General features: G+C 66.8%; 14 protein-coding genes. 8 read left to right on the forward strand and 6 right to left on the reverse strand.

What is annotated here, in order from left to right:
* The first annotated feature begins 106 nt into the window (after positions 1 to 106).
* A complete protein-coding gene (locus tag DI041_RS05535) occupies positions 107 to 1,579 on the forward strand; it encodes an MFS transporter (RefSeq protein ID WP_136638508.1) in 1,473 nt (490 codons plus the stop codon).
* Between the two features lie 11 nt (positions 1,580 to 1,590).
* Here DI041_RS05535 and DI041_RS05540 read toward each other — a convergent pair whose 3' ends face one another.
* From DI041_RS05540 to DI041_RS05550, 3 genes are all read right to left on the reverse strand, one after another.
* Positions 1,591 to 1,887, reverse strand: coding sequence for a KGG domain-containing protein (locus tag DI041_RS05540; RefSeq protein ID WP_136638507.1), 297 nt, complete (start codon positions 1,885 to 1,887; stop codon positions 1,591 to 1,593).
* A 136-nt stretch (positions 1,888 to 2,023) separates the two neighbouring features.
* Positions 2,024 to 2,698 (reverse strand): CerR family C-terminal domain-containing protein, encoded by a 675-nt coding sequence (locus DI041_RS05545; protein ID WP_136638506.1) that lies wholly within the window; start codon positions 2,696 to 2,698, stop codon positions 2,024 to 2,026.
* On the reverse strand, positions 2,691 to 3,947 hold the full coding sequence (locus DI041_RS05550) for a M24 family metallopeptidase (RefSeq protein ID WP_136638505.1): 1,257 nt from the start codon (positions 3,945 to 3,947) through the stop codon (positions 2,691 to 2,693). Before DI041_RS05550 ends, DI041_RS05545 begins: the two co-directional genes overlap by 8 nt.
* 208 nt (positions 3,948 to 4,155) lie before the next feature.
* On the opposite strand from DI041_RS05550, the gene DI041_RS05555 reads away from it, so the two are divergent.
* The gene (locus DI041_RS05555) at positions 4,156 to 5,640 is read left to right on the forward strand and encodes a DUF4434 domain-containing protein (protein WP_136638504.1); all 1,485 of its coding nucleotides are present in this window, start codon (positions 4,156 to 4,158) and stop codon (positions 5,638 to 5,640) included.
* Between the two features lie 5 nt (positions 5,641 to 5,645).
* Here the strand turns inward: DI041_RS05555 and DI041_RS05560 are convergent, their stop codons facing one another.
* Complete coding sequence (locus tag DI041_RS05560) at positions 5,646 to 6,110, reverse strand: MarR family winged helix-turn-helix transcriptional regulator (RefSeq protein WP_046984799.1); 465 nt, start codon at positions 6,108 to 6,110, stop codon at positions 5,646 to 5,648.
* Positions 6,111 to 6,159: 49 nt separating this feature from the next.
* Between DI041_RS05560 and DI041_RS05565 the strand changes: the two genes are divergently transcribed.
* The 3 genes from DI041_RS05565 to DI041_RS21515 all read left to right on the forward strand — a co-directional run bounded on the left by DI041_RS05565 (position 6,160) and on the right by DI041_RS21515 (position 10,805).
* The gene (locus DI041_RS05565; RefSeq protein WP_136638503.1) at positions 6,160 to 7,071 is read left to right on the forward strand and encodes a S41 family peptidase; all 912 of its coding nucleotides are present in this window, start codon (positions 6,160 to 6,162) and stop codon (positions 7,069 to 7,071) included.
* Positions 7,072 to 7,169: 98 nt separating this feature from the next.
* Positions 7,170 to 8,063 carry an NAD-dependent epimerase/dehydratase family protein gene (locus DI041_RS05570; protein ID WP_136638502.1) on the forward strand — a complete coding sequence of 298 codons (894 nt, stop codon included), beginning with the start codon at positions 7,170 to 7,172 and terminating at the stop codon, positions 8,061 to 8,063.
* A gap of 210 nt (positions 8,064 to 8,273) precedes the next feature.
* Entirely contained in the window at positions 8,274 to 10,805 is a 2,532-nt protein-coding gene (locus DI041_RS21515) for a methyl-accepting chemotaxis protein (protein WP_136638501.1), read from the forward strand.
* A 96-nt stretch (positions 10,806 to 10,901) separates the two neighbouring features.
* Here DI041_RS21515 and DI041_RS05580 read toward each other — a convergent pair whose 3' ends face one another.
* Entirely contained in the window at positions 10,902 to 11,288 is a 387-nt protein-coding gene (locus DI041_RS05580; protein WP_046984802.1) for a DUF2628 domain-containing protein, read from the reverse strand.
* Positions 11,289 to 11,505: 217 nt separating this feature from the next.
* Here DI041_RS05580 and DI041_RS21210 point away from each other — a divergent pair, with 217 nt between their 5' ends.
* Complete coding sequence (locus DI041_RS21210) at positions 11,506 to 11,676, forward strand: hypothetical protein (protein ID WP_169050326.1); 171 nt, start codon at positions 11,506 to 11,508, stop codon at positions 11,674 to 11,676.
* A 60-nt stretch (positions 11,677 to 11,736) separates the two neighbouring features.
* On the opposite strand, the gene DI041_RS05585 is transcribed toward DI041_RS21210, so the two are convergent.
* Positions 11,737 to 13,782: a TonB-dependent receptor domain-containing protein gene (locus tag DI041_RS05585; RefSeq protein WP_136638500.1), complete on the reverse strand. Its 2,046-nt coding sequence runs from the start codon at positions 13,780 to 13,782 to the stop codon at positions 11,737 to 11,739.
* Between the two features lie 492 nt (positions 13,783 to 14,274).
* On the opposite strand from DI041_RS05585, the gene mdoH reads away from it, so the two are divergent.
* Together mdoH and DI041_RS05600 are read left to right on the forward strand one after the other, a co-directional pair.
* Positions 14,275 to 16,200: a glucans biosynthesis glucosyltransferase MdoH gene (mdoH, locus tag DI041_RS05595; protein ID WP_046984804.1), complete on the forward strand. Its 1,926-nt coding sequence runs from the start codon at positions 14,275 to 14,277 to the stop codon at positions 16,198 to 16,200.
* A gap of 50 nt (positions 16,201 to 16,250) precedes the next feature.
* Positions 16,251 to 16,910 carry an alpha/beta hydrolase gene (locus DI041_RS05600; RefSeq protein WP_136638499.1) on the forward strand — a complete coding sequence of 220 codons (660 nt, stop codon included), beginning with the start codon at positions 16,251 to 16,253 and terminating at the stop codon, positions 16,908 to 16,910.
* The last annotated feature ends 1 nt before the right edge of the window (position 16,911 follow it).

The following is a 16,911-nucleotide window of genomic DNA, read 5'->3' on the forward strand; positions in this document are numbered from 1 at the left end:
CGGCGGCCACCATTCTAGCTGCCCTGTGCAGACGACTGACCGTCAGTCATTGACCGACGGTCAGTCAGTGGCTACGATGCGCGCATGTCCTCCGCGGGATCCGTTCATGCATCGCTTCCAACGGCCGGCCCTGGTGCTGGCGGCTTATCTCGGCACGTTCCTCGCCTCGCTGGACATCAGCATCGTCAACGTCGCCCTGCCGGCCCTGCAGCAGGCACTGCGGACCGACATGGCCGGCCTGCAGTGGGTGATCAATGCCTATGCGATCGCGCTGTCAGCGCTGATGCTGTCGGCCGGTCCGCTCGGGGACCGCTATGGCCATCGGCGGATGTGGCTGCTCAGCGTGGCGACCTTCACTCTCGGCTCGTTGCTCTGCGCCTGTGCCGGCAACCTGTCGATGCTGGTGGCCGGGCGCGCGGTGCAGGGCGTCGCTGGTGCGCTGTTGATTCCCAGCGCGATGCCGATCCTCAGTCATGCGTTTCCTGATCCGCGCCAGCGTGCACGTGCGATCGGCGGCTGGTCGGCGTTCAGTGCCCTGGCCCTGGTGCTTGGACCGCTGCTGGGCGGGGTGCTGGTACAGCGTGCCGGTTGGCCGAGCATCTTCCTGATCAACCTGCCGTTGGGCCTGCTGGCGCTCATACTCGGTGCCTGGGGTATTGCCGAACGCCTGCATCCAGAGCATGCCGCGCTGGATCCTGCCGGGCAGCTGCTCAGCATCGTCGCACTGGGTGCGCTGAGCTACGGCCTGATCGCGATCGGCGAGCATGGTCTGCTGGCCCCGTTGACGCTGCTGGCGTTGGGCGTCGCAGCCGCCGGGTTGATCCTGTTCGGCATCGTCGAACGCGTGGTGGCACGACCACTGCTGCCCCTGGACCTGTTTGCCAGCCGCCGCTTCGGCATGCTCAACCTGGCTTCGTTCGTGCTGGGCTTCACCGCCTATGCCAGCCTCTTCTTCCTGTCGCTGTTCTTCCAGCAGGCACAGGGCCATGGTGTGGCACTGGCGGGAACGCAGCTGGTCCCGCAGTTCCTGTTGATGGGCGCGCTGTCGCTGCTGTTCGGCCGGCTGGTTACCCATATCGGCCTGCCGACCGCACTGGTGTTGGGCTATGCCCTGACCGGGGTGTCGCTGTTGGCGATGACCACGTTCGAACCGGATACGTCGCGCTGGCACGCCAATGCACTGCTGATGCTGCTTGGCGTTGGAATGGGCCTGGCGGTGCCGGCCACCGGCATGGCGGTCATGGCCAGCGTACCCCCCGAGCGCGCGGGTAGTGCCTCGGCCACGATGAACGCATTGCGCCAGGCTGGCATGAGTCTGGGTATCGCCTTGCTGGGCAGCCTGATGAGCATGCGTGCGGTGCAACAGTTCGCCAGCTCCGCACAGGTTGCCGGGCAGTCAGGCGTGGCCGAGCAGGCGCGCGCGCTGGTTCTGCGGCACACCTCGATGGTGTCCACACCGCAGATGCTGGCCTGGTACCGCAGCGCGATGGCCAGTGGCTTTGGCTGGGCGATGGCCGTGGCGGGCGCAATGGCTCTGCTGGCGGCCATCGGCCTGCAGCGGCAGCGGTTGCGGGACTGACTACGGGCTACTCATCCCTGCTGGCGCTTCGGGTCGTCCGCCAGGGTCGTGGACTGGCCCTGCTGCTGCCGCGTATTGGCGTGGCGCGCATGCCCGCCTTCGCGACCGATCGCAGCCATGTGCTGTCGATCACGGCTGATCGCTTCGCCGCCTTTGCGACCCGCGACGCGCGCTTCAGCAGGACTGAACTCATGTGCGTTGCCGGACGCATGCGCAGCGCGTCCACCCTTGGCAGCGATCTCGCGCTGCTTGCCCTGGTCCATCGAGGCGAAACCCCGATTGGAGGTGCCGCGTTGCTGGTCAGCCATGTGAAATCTCCCGTTGCGTGGGTGTCGCCGCGTTCGACGACGGCGACCATCGTTGGCCATGGCACGCTAAGTCCAGGTCGCCATCTTCAGGGTCGCTTTCACCTGGCCTGCGCATCCGGTTGACGGTGATGCCCATTCAGGCTGGCGCCGCGCGTGCTGCCGCCAAGGCCATGCCGCCGACGATGGCTGCGATCGTCTCAACTTCGGCTGCCGCTGCTGTTGCTCCAAGCCGTGTCTGCAGGGCGCCGTGCGAGACAGCGAAGACGATTGCCTGACCGAGCAGGGCGTGGGTGCGCAGCAGCGTCTCAGTGCTGGATGCATCGGTGCCTCGCAGACGGGCCACGCACTCGGCCAACGCGCCATGCAGCGGCCCGAACAGCTCACGGTGGGCGCTGGCGAATGCAGCCGTCGGCTGGATCTGCTCCCGGGCCAGCAACAGGGTCCGTGGGCCTGCATCGGATGCAGCCAGCAGCGCGTGCACGAATGCCCGCATCAGCCGCTGCAACTGCTGTGCGGCCTGGCGTGGACTGGAGGGTGGCACGCTGGGCAAAGGCAGCTGTTCGGCGATGGCCTGTGCGGCGCGCTTGAGCACGGCGGCATACAGTTCCAGCTTGCCGCCGAAGTGGTAGGGAATGGCTGATTGGCTGCAGCCCGCTATGTCCACCAGCTGGCGAGTGCGCACGCCCTCCACGCCGAACGCGCTGAACAGCTGAAGCCCGGCCTGCAGCAGTCGGGCTCGGGTCTGCTCGCTGCGCGTCTCGGCTGCCCGCTGTCGCGCCGGTGTCTGCAGGTGGGCGATGAACTCAGGCATCGGCCCGCATCAACCAGGTGGAGTTTTCGTTGAGGGCTACGCCGGCGTTCTCGCCGACGATGACCGTACCGCCGATGTTGGCCATGTGCCGGCCGAACGCGCAGTTTGGTTCGAAGGCGAAGCACATGCCGGCCTGCAGGGGCAGTTCGCGCCCGACGGTCGGCAGCGGCGCGATATGCGCATATCGCGTGGCCTCCGGCAGCGCTTCGATGCCCGGTGCACGGCCGAAGCCAACCGGTCCATAGGGGTTGAGGCTGTGGACCAGCGGGTGCACATGCCAGCCACGGGCCTCCAGCAGGGGGGCTTCCATCGCGTCGACGACATCGCCGAAGGTATTGCCCACGCGCAGTGCGGACAGGCCTGCCTCGTAGCTGCTGCGGGCAACGGTGGCGGCGCGATGGATGTCGTCGTGCACCTCGCCGATCGCAACCGCAGCCTGGTGCTGGGTTTCCATCAGCCCGTACAGGGCGAAGATCTCCGACAACACCAGATCACCATCGCGCAGGACGCGCGGCGGCTGCGCACGGTACTGCCAGGCGGGTGGCCCCCAGCCTACATACTCTGGACCCGAGCCGAGCAGCACTTCGGCGGTATAGCCCCCCAACGAGAAACAGGTGGCGGTTACTGCGGCAACCAGTTCGGCTTCGGAAACACCAGGGCGAGCAGTGGCACGCAGCGCCTCGCTCATCGATTCACCGATCCAGGCGGCGTGCGCGATCAGCGCCAGTTCCTCCTGGCTCTTCACCGAGGCACGCTGGAAGAACGCCCGAAACACCGGTACGAATTCCGCGCCCGGTACCGCCGCCTGCATGCCCTGCAGGGTGCGTGCGGGCATCGCACCGTCGAAGTAGAACGGCGGATAGGGCTCCAGCCCCAGCACGCCGATGCGCGCCGAGTACAGGCCGCACTGCTGCAGCCAGCGGCCGACTTCCTGACCGGATTTCCCTACCCAGAGTTGCTCGGGTGCGATCCATTGCAGGTCGCCGCGCAGGCCGGCCTGGAGGTGGTCGGCGATCATCAACGAGGCGAAGGTGAATACCCGTGGCGGCTCGTCGCCGACGAATACCACGATCGAGCCCGGGCGATCGTTGGTGAAATAGCAGTCCGGGGAAAAGCCAGCCGGGGCGGCAGCCTCCCGATCGCCATGCACGACCAGTGCATCGAGCTGCTCACTGGCCATGAGGTCGCGGGCCAGGGCCCAGCGGCGATTGCGTTCGTCCAGGCTTAGTGGTGCCGGTGGCGTGCGCATGAGAAGAACTCCAAGGGGAAGGTGCGCGCAGGCTCGATCACGCAGATGAATGAATCAACCGCTTGAAATGGGTTCGAGTGTGCTCTGCCGCGGGTGCAGCGGAAGTGGGCGATTGCGCAGCCGTACCGGTGATCGCGGCGTGGTGCCGGCCGATGTTGCTAGGACGGGCGACGACGCCACTCACCCGGCCTCGACAGGGACGTAGAAAATGAACAGGATTGGATTGATCGTGGTGCTGGCATGTGCCGCGCCGGCCCACGCCGCCAGCAGCCTATTGACCGGCAGCTTCGTCCACGTTGGCTATTCGGCCAACGATGAGCAACTGCCCGCTGCGCAGTTGCCGCTGTTCCTGGACGAGCTGCAGGACCTGGGCAACGATACGATCATCCTCGGCCAGACCCGTGCCACGCGCGCTGGCGTGGGATGCGCCAGCGGCGTGCAGGACTTCGAATGGATCGCCGGTTTCCCCGGCAAGCTTGGCACGGTGCTTGATGCTGCGGCGGCGCGCGGCATGAAGGTCGTGGTCGGCACCACCTACAGTTCGGGACAATGCGGCGCCTTCTGGCAGGGCCGGAACGCGACGGCGGTGGCGCAGGATGCAGCGCAGGCGTTGGCCCAGCTCGGCCAGCAGTACGGTTCGCATCCGGCCTTTGCGGGCTGGTACATCACCGATGAGCCGGCACAGGCGTCGGCTGATCGTGCGCCCTTCTATCGTGCGATCGTGACGGCGCTCAAAGGCAGCACGCCTTCGCGGCCGGTGATGGTCGCGCCCTACCTGGCGTCATCCAGCGTCGATCCGGCCAGTGTGGCCAACGCTGCAGCGGCGTTCCGCACGGCCACCGGCGTGGACGTGCAGATCTGGCAGGATGGCATCGGCGCGGCCTCGCATGCCAGGTTGTTCCAGTGGGACCGCCCGGGACATTCCACCGAGGAGTATTTCCAGGCGCTGTCGGCAACGCTGGGTGCTGACGGCCTGTGGGCCGACATCGAACTGTTCAACCATGGCAGCCCGTTGTTCATGGATACCGGCAACGGGCTGTCCGGCGCCTACCGGCCGGCCTCGGTACAGCGCATCAACCAGCAGTTGTGGAGTGCACGTTCGGCTGGCAAACGCGTTGCCTGGCTCAACCAGTACCACATGTCCGAGGTGGTCGGCCCTGGCCAGGGCCATGTCGAAGCGCCACGGATGATGAACACCTACCGCGGGTTGTATGGCCTGGGTGCCTCATACATCGTTGATCCGGTGCAGACCACCTACAGCTACGGCGTGGCGCCGGATGCGAACTATCCCGACGGCACAGGCCACGAGCTGTTCGACCGCCGGGTGGGCGATCCGCGCAACCCGATGGATGCCGGCTGGGTGGGCGTGCATGGCAACGTCGCCGTCACCATCGATCTCGGCCAGCGCCGGCAGGTGGACTGGATTGGCCTGCACACGATGACACGCCCCGCCTGGGGCATTCTCACTCCCACCTCTGTGGAAGTGATGTGTGCCGAGCCGGGCACGCCTGCCGTAAAGATCGGCGCGCTGTCAGCGCCCTTCACCCAGGCCGGGCTGAGCGCTTCAACCGAAGAGGAATACGTGCTGGGCAACGTGGCGCCGCTGGCCGCGCAGTGCCGCACACTGGAGCTACGCGTGGCCAATGGCAGCTGGACCTTCCTCAGTGAAATCGAGATGGCGGCGGAGCAGTAAGGGCGTCAGCGCACGCGCCCATCGCGCAGTCGCTGCGCGAAGGGTCGCTGCTCAAGCGCTTGCAGCGTGTCGCGCAGCACCTGCTCCAACGACTGCCCGAGATCGACGTCCAGGCTGCGTGCCGCGCGCGCCGTCGCCTGCCACTGCGCCTGCAGCGCCGGCAGCGACTGCAGTGCATGCGGGCTCAGTTGCAGGATGCGCTCGCGACTGTCTTCGCCGACGGCGGTGTGCAGCCAGCCGTCGCGCACCATCGCTGAAACCGTCTGGCTGAGCGCCGAATGGCTGAGCCCGCAGGCCAGCGCCAGGTCCTTGATACGGCAGGGCCCCTGCGCCATCAGCGTGCGCAGCACCGGCGTGTAACGCGGCCGGTAGTCCAGTTGCAGATCGCGATAGGCCTGCTCGACGGCCGGGTCGAGCTGATCAAGAAGAGCACGTAGCAGGGTGCCCAGGGTGGCATGTTGGAGATCCATGGTCGTGATGATATATAAGCACTTACATATCATCAATGCGGGGTGGGGCATGGCGGTTTCGTGGATGCTTGGCGCGCTGCTGGCAGCCTCCTGCCCTGCACAGGAGGCGGTGCTGCAGGCGGCGGCCACGGCCATACAGGCGCAGTACCTGGACGCGGCGGAAGGTGCCCGCATCGCCGATGCCCTGCGTGGTTGGTCGAACGAACAGCGCTACGCCGATGCGTGTGCGGATCCGAAGGCCTTCAGCTTGCGCCTGAACCAGGACCTGGACGTATTCGATGGCCATTTCCACGTCGAGCGGGTGGATGCCAGCGCCGGACAGGACGATTGGCTGATGGCCTGGCGCGCCGACGCCCGCAGCAACGGTGCAGGCGTGCGCGAGGTAAAGGTGCTGGAGGGCAATATCGGTTACCTGCGGCTGAGCACTTTCTATCCGCTCGACCTGGCCAGGCCGAAGCTGTCTGCTGCCTTCACCCTGCTGGCCGACACCGATGGGCTGGTGCTGGATCTGCGCCAGAACGGCGGCGGTGATGACGGCAGCGCCGACCTGCTGGTGCGTACCTTGCTGGATGCGAACATCACCCAGGTGCAGGCACTGGAGCAGCGTGGCCGACGTACCCCGGTGCCGTTGCCACCGGCGAGCCTGCCGGCGTACCTGAAGCCGCTGGTGGTACTGATCGACCGCCGCACCGGCTCGGCTGCCGAATATGTCGCCTTTTCGTTGCAGGCGCTGGGTCGCGCGCGCATCGTTGGCAGCCGCAGTGGCGGTGCCGCACATATGTTCGATGATCCTGTGCTGCTGCCGGATGGCTATCAGATCAGCATTCCGGACCGGCAACCGATCAATCTCCGCACCGGTGGCAACTGGGAGCGCACCGGTGTCAGGCCCGACGTCGCCGGTGGTGACGATCCACTGTTCGTCGCCCGTCAGTTGTTGGCCATGCCGGCGTCGTCAAGATGAACGCACAATTGCAACCATGCCCTATCGCAGACGACATGCAGCGTGCCTAGAATCGATGCATCCCGGTAGTTCCCGGGCGCTTCGAGTGAATGGACTCAATGAAGATTCTGTTGACCGGCAGTTCCGGGCGGATCGGGCGCGCGATCTTCGGCGCGTTGGCGGCGGCCCATGAAGTGATGGGGCTGGATCGCAGTCCGTTCGCCACTACGCGCATCATTGCCGATGTCACCGATCGTCAAGCGGTCACGCGGGCGGTGCAGGGTGTCGACGCGGTCATCCATACCGCGGCGCTGCATGCCCCGCACGTCGGGCTGGTGCCGGATGCGGTGTTCCAGCAGATCAACGTGGACGCCACCGCACACCTGCTGCAGGCCGCGCGCGAGGCCGGTGCACGGCGCTTCGTGCTGACCAGCACCACCGCCCTGTACGGTCACGCGGTGGTGGCCGGCGGCTGCCGCTGGATCGACGAGGACACCGAGCCCCTGCCGCGCACCATCTACCATCGCACCAAGCTGCAGGCAGAGGCCCTGGCCGAAGCTGCAACCGCGCCGGATTTCAGTGTGCGCGTGCTGCGCATGGGCCGTTGCTTCCCGGAACCGCCCGAGCGCATGGCGATGTTCCGCCTGCACCGTGGCATCGACGCACGCGACGTGGCCAGCGCGCACGCCGCGCTGCTGCTGGATGAAGGCGCTGCCTTCGCCCGCTATCTCGCCTGTGCACCAACCCCGTTCCGGCGCGAGGACTGCCTGGAGCTGGCCACCCAGCCGCGCAACGTGCTGGCCCGGCGCGCGCCACAGCTGCTGGCCGAGTTCGAACGCCGCCGTTGGCCGTTGCCGCTGAGCATCGATCGCGTCTACGACAGTGCCCGTATGCGGCGGGCGTTGGGGTGGCAGCCGCGCTTCGGCCCGGACGATGTCTTGCAGCAGTACGCGGCTGGCAGCATCGAAGTGCTGCCGCGGGCGGAATGGATCAAGGACCGCGTGGCCGAATAGGGCGGCAGCAGGGCGGGTTCCTGACCCGACCCTGAGTACGTTCAGCAATGTGCAGGACGGCCGCCTCAACCTCGTTGGCGGGCGGCCGCTAACCCGGTGCGCTTCCTGTGCTGGGCCCGGCCCGGCGACCGGTGGCCTGCGCGATGGATCGCGCGCCTGCGCGGTGCCCTCGCGGTGCCGGTCGTCCTGAACTGCCTTGCGGATCCTTCCATGCCTTCTTCCCGCTCCGTCGCCGCCCGCCGCCCGGGCAGCATCGCCCACAAGCTGATGCTCGGCACCGCCGTGATCGCGCTGCTGTGCTTCGGCCTGACCGCGTTCCTGATCTATCGCCAGGCCAGCGCCAGCCTGGTCAATGCCTCGCGCCAGACCATGGCCAGCGAAGCCACCGCCGAGGCACGCCAGGTCGCGGCCGACCTCGGCACGGCTTTCGCCAGCAACGATGCCATGGTTGAAAGCGTGCTGGCCCAGCGTGCCCGTGGCGACGTGCCCGATCGCGCCAGCCTGGCGGCGGTGCTCGGCGAACAGCTGCGTACCCATCCGGAATGGCTGGGCAAGAGCACCATGTGGGAAGCTGATGCCTTCGATGGCAAGGATGCCGAGTTCGTCAACACCGAGGCGCACGATGCCACAGGTCGCTACATGAGCTACTGGGCCTGGCACGATGGCACGCCGCAGCAGTCGACGATGACCGACTACACCGAGACCGCCAGCGGCTCCGGCGACTGGTACATGGTACCCAGCCGCGACAAGCTGGCGAAGGTGAGCGAGCCCTACGCCTATGACATCGGCGGCCAGCAGGTGCTGATGAGCACGCTGAGTACGCCGATCGTCGAAAACGGTACGTTCCTCGGCGTGTTTACCGTCGACTTCTCGCTGGCCGCGCTGCAGAAGCACCTGGCCACGCTGAAGCCGATGGGCGCCGGCCGCGTCGAGCTGCTCTCGCCCAATGGCGTGGTGCTGGCTTCGGCCAATCCCGCTGAAATCGGCAAGCCGCGCAGCGATGCACTGACCCGCAGCATGCTGGCCGACATCGCCGCCGACCGCCGCTTCGAAGCCTTCACCCCGGATGCGGCCGGCAACGTGCGTGTGTACGTACCGCTGCGCGTGGGCGATGCCCCGCAGCGCTTCGCACTGGGCGTGGTGATGCCGCATGCGGTGATCGTGGCAGAGGCGCGCCAGCTGCTGTGGCTGACCTTGCTGGTCGGTGTGGTGGCCGCCTTGACCCTCAGTGCGGGTGTCTACGTGCTGCTGCGCCGCCTGGCGATCCGGCCGCTGGCCGAAGCGGTGCGCGTAGCCGGCGATGTCGCCGCGGGCAAGCTGGACAGTGCGCTGCCGACGCGCAGCAATGACGAAGTGGGGCGCCTGCTGGAGGCGATGCAGGGCATGCGCGGCCAGCTGCAGTCGGTGATGGCCGCGCAGTCCGAAATGGCGCGTCGCCACGATGCCGGCGAGCTCAGCTACCGCATGGACGCCACTGTATTCCCCGGCGAGTACGGCCGCATGGTGGCCGACAGCAACCAGCTGGTGGCCTCCAGCAATGCGGTCACCCAGCGCCTGGTCGAGGTGATGCAGCGCTACGCAGTGGGGGACCTCAGCGTGGACATGGAAGCATTGCCGGGCGAGAAGGCAGTGTTCAGCGCCGCGATGGCCACCACCAAGAGCAATCTGGCGGCGATCAACGATCAGATCCAGCAGCTGGCTGCTGCAGCCGCTGCCGGTGACTTCGCGGTGCGTGGCGACGCCCTGCGCTTCGACCACGATTTCCGCCGCATGGTCGAAACCCTCAATACCATGATGGAGGTCAGCGACCACAACCTGGCCGAGCTGTCGACGCTGCTGCGCGCGATCGCCGCCGGCGATCTGAGCGCGCGCATGCAGGGTGACTTCCATGGGGTGTTCGCGGTGATGCGCGACGATGCCAACAGCACCGTGCAGCAGCTGACCCGGATCGTTGGCCAGATCCAGCAGTCGGCCGCCAGCATCCGCCTGGCCGCCGGTGAGATTGCCGCAGGCAACAGTGACCTGTCACGCCGCACCGAGCAGCAGGCCGCGAATCTGGAAGAAACCGCCGCTTCGATGGAAGAACTGACCTCCACCGTGCGTCAGAACGCCGACCACGCGCTGCAGGCCAATACCCTGGCGGGCTCCGCTGCAGGTGTCGCCAGTGAAGGTGGCCAGGTGGTCAGCCAGGTGGTGCAGACCATGGAGCAGATCGAGGCCTCCTCGCAGCGCATTGCCGAGATCATTTCGGTGATCGATGGCATCGCCTTCCAGACCAACATCCTGGCACTGAACGCGGCAGTGGAGGCAGCACGCGCCGGTGAGCAGGGCCGTGGCTTCGCTGTGGTCGCCAGTGAAGTGCGCGCGCTGGCCCAGCGTTCGGCGGGTGCTGCCAAGGAGATCAAGGGGCTGATCGACGCATCGGTGGCACAGGTCGGTGCTGGAGCGCAGCTGGTACACGGCGCTGGACGCACCATGCAGGAGATCGTTGGCCAGGTCGGCCGGGTCAACGAGATCATGGCCGAGATCTCGGCGGCGTCGCGCGAGCAGTCGGCGGGCATCGAGCAGGTCAACCAGACCGTGGTGCAGATGGACGAGACCACCCAGCAGAACGCTGCGCTGGTGGAGGAAGCCAGCGCCGCAGCGCGGGCGATGGAAGAACAGGCCGAGCAGCTGGCGGTGGCGGTATCGCGCTTCCGGCTGCAGGCCGAGCCGGTAGCCGCGGCACGCTACGCGGCCTGAGCCGCGGCTGGCACAAATGAAGACGCCCGGCAAAAGCCGGGCGTCCTTGTTTCAGCTTGCTGGCACGCCGGAACCGGGTCCGGCAATCGCAATCGTTCAGAACATGCCTTCGAAGGGGTTCCAGCTGGCTTTGCCCTTCACCTGCTCCAGGTAGTAGCTGTAGTTGGTGCTGGCGGCGACCAGGAAGTTCATGGCAATGAACAGTGGACGCGCAACGACATCCGGCAGGAACAGGGAGACGATGCCCAGCACGATGCCGATGCCGATCACCACCAGCGCCTTGCGCCACATCCCCAGGATGAGCAGGTAGATGAAGCCGAAGAAGAACGCGAAGAAGTTGATGTTGATCTTCAGGCGGTCGCCGAAGGACAGCGCCTTCCAGGCGTGTTTGAATCCCGGCTCCTTGGGAGCACCGTGCTGCTGGAAGAAGTTGAAGCGGAACTGCCACTTCGGGCTGAAGCGGGTGAGGTCGACTGCGTTCATTGACGATTACGTCCTTGTAGGAAAACGATTACATGATACGAGGCCGCCGGTTCAGGAAACTACCCTCAACCGTCAAAAATGTGACGCGCCCAGCATGTGCAGGTCTGCGGCGGGGCGCCGCACCGTCACCCATCCGCCTTGTTTTTAGGATAGGGTGCGCAGTTCCGCCGCCGCCCCAGCTGATTCCGGGCAGCGGCGGGATGTCCATGGAGGTTGCATGACCACACCTGCTACACCGGAAAACGCACCGGGACCGGTGCTCCTGCCGACACCTGAAGTGGTGCAGGCACAACAACTGCTCGCACGCCAGCAACTGGCGGTGGCAATGGACCGTGCGCGCACGGCGGCCACGCAGAACGCGGCACCGGCCGCGCTGGAAAGCGAGTAACCCGCAACACCGCCGATCGCGCTGGCCAGCCGCCAGCGCGATCGCGGCGCGCGTCGCCGGTCAGAAGCGCGCGGTCATGCTCAGGAAGTAACTGCGCCCGGCCACGAAGTAGTCGGTGGAGCCTTCCGCGTACAGCTTCTTGTCGGCCAGGTTGCTGACGCCACCACGCAGGGTCAGTACCTCGTTGACGTTCCAGGCGGCGGTCAGGTCATACAGGGTGTAGGCCTTGAGGAAGGTCGTCGCCGTGCCGGTCTGCTTGCCGGTGTACTGCGCCGACAGGCTGCTGGAGAACGTCGTGTTGGGCGTCCAGTCCAGCGACGAGTAGCCCGAGAACTCCGGGGTATCGATCAGGTTCCTGCCGGTGGTCAGGTTCTTGGCTTCCTTCATCCAGGTCGCCGAGGTGCGCCAGCGCCAGTGCTCGCCGAAGCGGAAGTTCAGGTTGCCTTCCATGCCGCTGGTACGCGCGCGCTGCACGTTGCTCATGCGCGTCCACCAGATGCCGTTGAACTTGCCCAGCGGTGCGTATTCGATCTTGTTCCTGAAGTCGGTATGGAAATAGGTCAGGCCGGCATCGACCAGGTCGTTGTCGAAGCTGATGCCGATCTCGCGGTTGGTGCTGGTTTCCGGATCCAGGTCCGGATTGCCGGCCATGTAGCAGCCGCCACGGGTATAGCCCAGCGGGATCAGCGAGGTGCAGCCACGGCCGCCGGACTGGGTGGCAGCGCTGGGCGAGTTCTCGGTCAGGCTGGGCGCACGGAAGCCCTTGGAGACGCCACCGCGGACCGTCCACTGTTCGGCCGGATGCCAGACCAGGTACGCACGCGGGCTGACGTGGCCGCCGAACTTCTCATGGTGGTCCAGGCGCGCGCCCAGGGTCAGGGCCAGCGTGCGGTGCAGCTTCAGCTCGTCCTCGACGAACAGCGCCCAGGTATCCACCTGCAGGTCGGAGCCGTTGACCGCGTTGCCTGCGTAGTCGATCGGCGCGCGGCCGATGGTGTCGGTGTTGGTCAGTTGCTGGCGCTTCCACTGGCCACCCACGGCGAACTGGTGTTCAACACCCAGGGTGAACGGCGTGGTCAGGCTGCCCTCGATGATCGTATCGGTAGCCTCGGAGCGGCCGGTGGCGCCGATGTCATTCTTGTACTCGGTCCAGTACGCGCTGATCTTCGAGTTGCCGAAGCTCCACTTTCCATCGTGGTTGAGCGCCAGCGAACTGCGCTTGAGTTCACTGGCACCCCAGGCGCCTTCGTCCTGCTTTTCCAGCGAGGCATCGATGAAGGCCTGCTGCACGCCATGGCCGGCTTCCAGCGACAGTTCCTGCGCATCGCTGAGCTTCCATTGCAGCAGTGCGTCGACGTTGCGGTCCTTCTCGCCGGCATAGGCATTGCCGTAGACGCCGCCGTTGGACTGGTCCGAATCGCGGCGCATGCTGTTGGCACCGATGCGCAGGCCGAAACGTTCGCCGAGCGGGCCGGAGAAGGTCGCGCCGATCTGCTGGGTGTCACCGCGCTTGCCGTCACCGGGGCGGGTGTAGCTGTGGGTGGCGCTGCCGTTCCATTCGTCGCCGATGCGGCGGGTGATGATGTTGATCACGCCGCCCATGGCGTCGGAGCCGTACAGCGACGACATCGGCCCGCGGACCACTTCGATGCGCTCGATCTGGTCGGGCGAGATCCAGTTCAGATCCTGGCGGCCAAGGTCGGGTCGATAGTTGGTCGAGGCCGAACTGCCCATGCGCTTGCCGTCCACCAGCACCAGCGTGTAGTTGGACGGCATGCCGCGCAGCTTGATCTTGGACTGCTCGCCAACGGCGCTGAGGCCGCCTGTCACGCCCGGAACGCGGCTGAGCAGGGTGGCCAGGTCATGCACCGGCTGGCGCGCGATGTCCTCGCGGCTGATCACGCTGATGCTGGCCGGGGCATCCTTGATCCATTGCTGGTTGCCCGAGGCGGTGACCACCACGGTATCCAGGTCCTTGGTGGAGGCATCGGCACTGGCTTCGGCGGCGGCCAGGCCGGGGAGGGCAAGCAGGCAGGCGGCAGACAGGGCGGTGGCCAGGCGGGTGCGCGGCAGGCGCGCACTACGGAGGTGGGACGACAGGGACATGACGGCTTCCATCGGAGGAGGGAGACCCGGTGGAAGCAACAGGCGCAAGCAGTCAGCAGGCAGCCCCTTCCATGGGTCGTTGGGCGCGCGGCTCGAACCGGCGCAGCTGGGTGGGTCTCGGCCGCACGAAGACGGTGACCTGCCTGGTTAATGAAATGATAACCGTTCGCGTTTGTTACGATCCAGTACCTGGGGCGATGAAGCGACATCCACCTGGCCCGCCCGGAGATCGCCTGCTGTTTGCTGAATGGGGGTAAATCCCGGCGTAGACCTTCGCGCGCGGCTTACATCCAGCGCCCTAGACTGGCGCCGCATTTTCGATTCCGCCCCGTTGGAGATCGTGTGGGTTCCGGTAGTGACAGACATCGACTGTGCGGCCACAGGCCGGCACAGCCAGGACAAGTGCGGGCGCCGGGAAGGCGCGCCGGGAACCTTCGTGCATGCAGCCCGGCCGGGATGGCCGGCCGTGCCGACTGCGCGGAGTAGGCGGCGATGGGGGGGCAAACCATCCACGCGGAAGCGGATACGCCCCGGCTTGACGCCGGCTGGGCGCTGCTGCCTGCTGAATCGCCACTGCAGATGCCCGAGCAGACCCTTCGCGACGGCCAGCTGAAGGTCCGCAGGCATCGCACATCGCCGCGCATGATCGGCCTGCGTCGGCTGTACATCTTCGGCGGCACCTTCGCCATGACCGCCATCGCCACCCGGATGATGTGGCGGGTGCTGTCGGCCAATGGCATCAGTGTGCTCGAGGCCTGCCTGCTGGTGCTGTTCGTGGGGCTGTTCGCGTGGATCGCACTGTCCTTTGCCAGCGCCGTGGCCGGCTTCCTGACCGCGGTGTTCGACCGTGGCTACCGCCTCGGCATCGACCCGGACAAACCGCTGCCGACCGTGCACAGCCGCACCGCGCTGCTGATGCCGACCTACAACGAAGACCCGCGACGGCTGCTGGCCGGCCTGCAGGCGATCTACGAATCGGTGGCCGCCACCGGGCAGCTGGAACGTTTCGACTTCTTCGTGCTCAGCGATACCCGCCGCGAAGACATTGCACGGGCCGAGGAGCAAGTATTCGCCGAGCTGCGCGAGCGCGTGCCCGACGGCCAACGACGGCTGTTCTACCGCCGCCGCGGTGACAACGGCGCGCGCAAGGCCGGCAACATCGCCGACTGGGTGCGCCGCTTCGGCGGAGCCTACCCGCAGATGCTGATCCTGGATGCCGACAGCCTGATGACCGGTGACAGCATCGTGCGCCTGGTTGCCGGCATGGAACACAACGCCGACGTTGGCCTGATCCAGACCCTGCCCTCGGTGATCGGCGGCCGCACCCTGTTTGCCCGCATGCAGCAGTTCGGTGGCCGCGTGTACGGTCCGGTGATCGCCCGCGGCGTGGCCTGGTGGCACGGTGCCGAGAGCAACTACTGGGGCCACAACGCGATCATCCGCACGCGCGCCTTCGCCGATCAGGCCGGCCTGCCGGCGCTGCCGGGCCGCAAGCCGTTCGGGGGCCATGTGCTCAGCCACGACTTCGTCGAAGCGGCGCTGATGCGTCGGGGTGGCTGGGCCGCGCACATGGTGCCGTACCTGGGCGGCAGCTATGAGGAAGGTCCGCCGACCCTGACCGACATGCTGGTGCGCGACCGCCGCTGGTGCCAGGGCAACCTGCAGCACGGCAAGGTGGTGGGCAGCCGCGGCCTGCATTGGATCAGCCGCGTGCACATGCTGATCGGCATCGGCCATTACTTCACCGCGCCGATGTGGGCGATGCTGATGCTGATCGGCATCGCCATCCCGTTGTTCCAGGAGGGCATCGACTTCAACGCCCTGCTGCACCTGTCGCCCAGCGTGTACTGGCGCGCCCAGGACGAGGAACAGGTGGTACGCCTGTTCGCTGCGACCATGGCGGTGCTGCTGATGCCCAAGGTCCTGGGGTACCTGGCGATGCTGCTGGACCCGGTCGACCGTCGCGGCTGCGGCGGCGCGATCCGCGCATTCGTGTCGATGCTGGTGGAGACCGTGCTGGCCGCACTGATGGCGCCGGTGGTGATGTACGTGCAGTCGCGTGGCGTGGCCGAAGTGCTGTCCGGCCGCGATTCGGGCTGGGACGCCCAGCAGCGCGACGACGGCGGCATTTCCTGGATGGCGCTGATCCGCGGTTACGGTGGCCTGGGCGTGTTCGGCGCCTTCATGGGCGTGCTGGCGTGGGCGGTGTCGCCGTCGCTGGCGGCGTGGATGGCACCGGTGGTGATCGGCATGGTGCTGGCCATTCCGGTGGTGGCACTTACGTCCTCGCGGGGCCCGGGCGCCTTCCTGCATCGCCTTGGCCTGCTCGATATCCCCGAGGAGAACATCCCGCCACCGGTACTGGTGCGCGCCGCCCAGCTGCGCCGGGAAGCGGCCGAGCAACCGCCGCTGTACTGATTCCCCTGTGCCAGCGGCATAATGCGGCTCGAACTTGAAGGAGCCGCATCATGCTGCAAACGGTGGAACAGGAAACCGGCGCTTCGCCGCAGTGGTCGGTGATCTGGCTGCACGGCCTTGGTGCCGATGGCCATGACTTCGCGCCGATCGTGCCGGAACTGGTACGCCCACACTGGCCGGCGCTACGTTTCGTGTTCCCGCATGCACCGGTGCGGCCGATCACGATCAACAACGGCGTGCCGATGCGCGGTTGGTATGACATCGTTGGCATGGACTTCCGTTCGCGTGCCGACATGACCGGCGTGCAGGAATCGGTACTGCAGCTGGATGCGCTGATCGCCCGTGAGATCGAACGCGGCATCGCGCCGGAAAAGATCTTCCTGGCCGGTTTCTCGCAGGGCGGTGCCATCATCCTCACCGCCGCGCTGTCGCGTACCGCGCCGCTGGCCGGCCTGATCGCGCTGTCCACCTACCTGCCCGAAGCCGAGGCGGCCAAGCGTATTGAAGGTGCAGTGCAGGTGCCGGTGTTCATGGCCCACGGCAGCGCCGATCCGGTGATTCCGCAGGCAGTGGCCGCGCACAGCGCGCAGGCACTGCAGTCGCTGGGCCTGGCGGTGGAATGGCATAGCTACCCGATGGCCCACCAGGTCTGCGCTGAAGAGATCCAGGCGCTGGGTGACTGGCTGCAGGAACGCCTGGGCGTCGCCTGAG

The sequence above is a fragment of the Stenotrophomonas maltophilia genome (assembly GCF_004920835.1).
GTDB classification, from domain to species: domain Bacteria; phylum Pseudomonadota; class Gammaproteobacteria; order Xanthomonadales; family Xanthomonadaceae; genus Stenotrophomonas; species Stenotrophomonas maltophilia_AQ.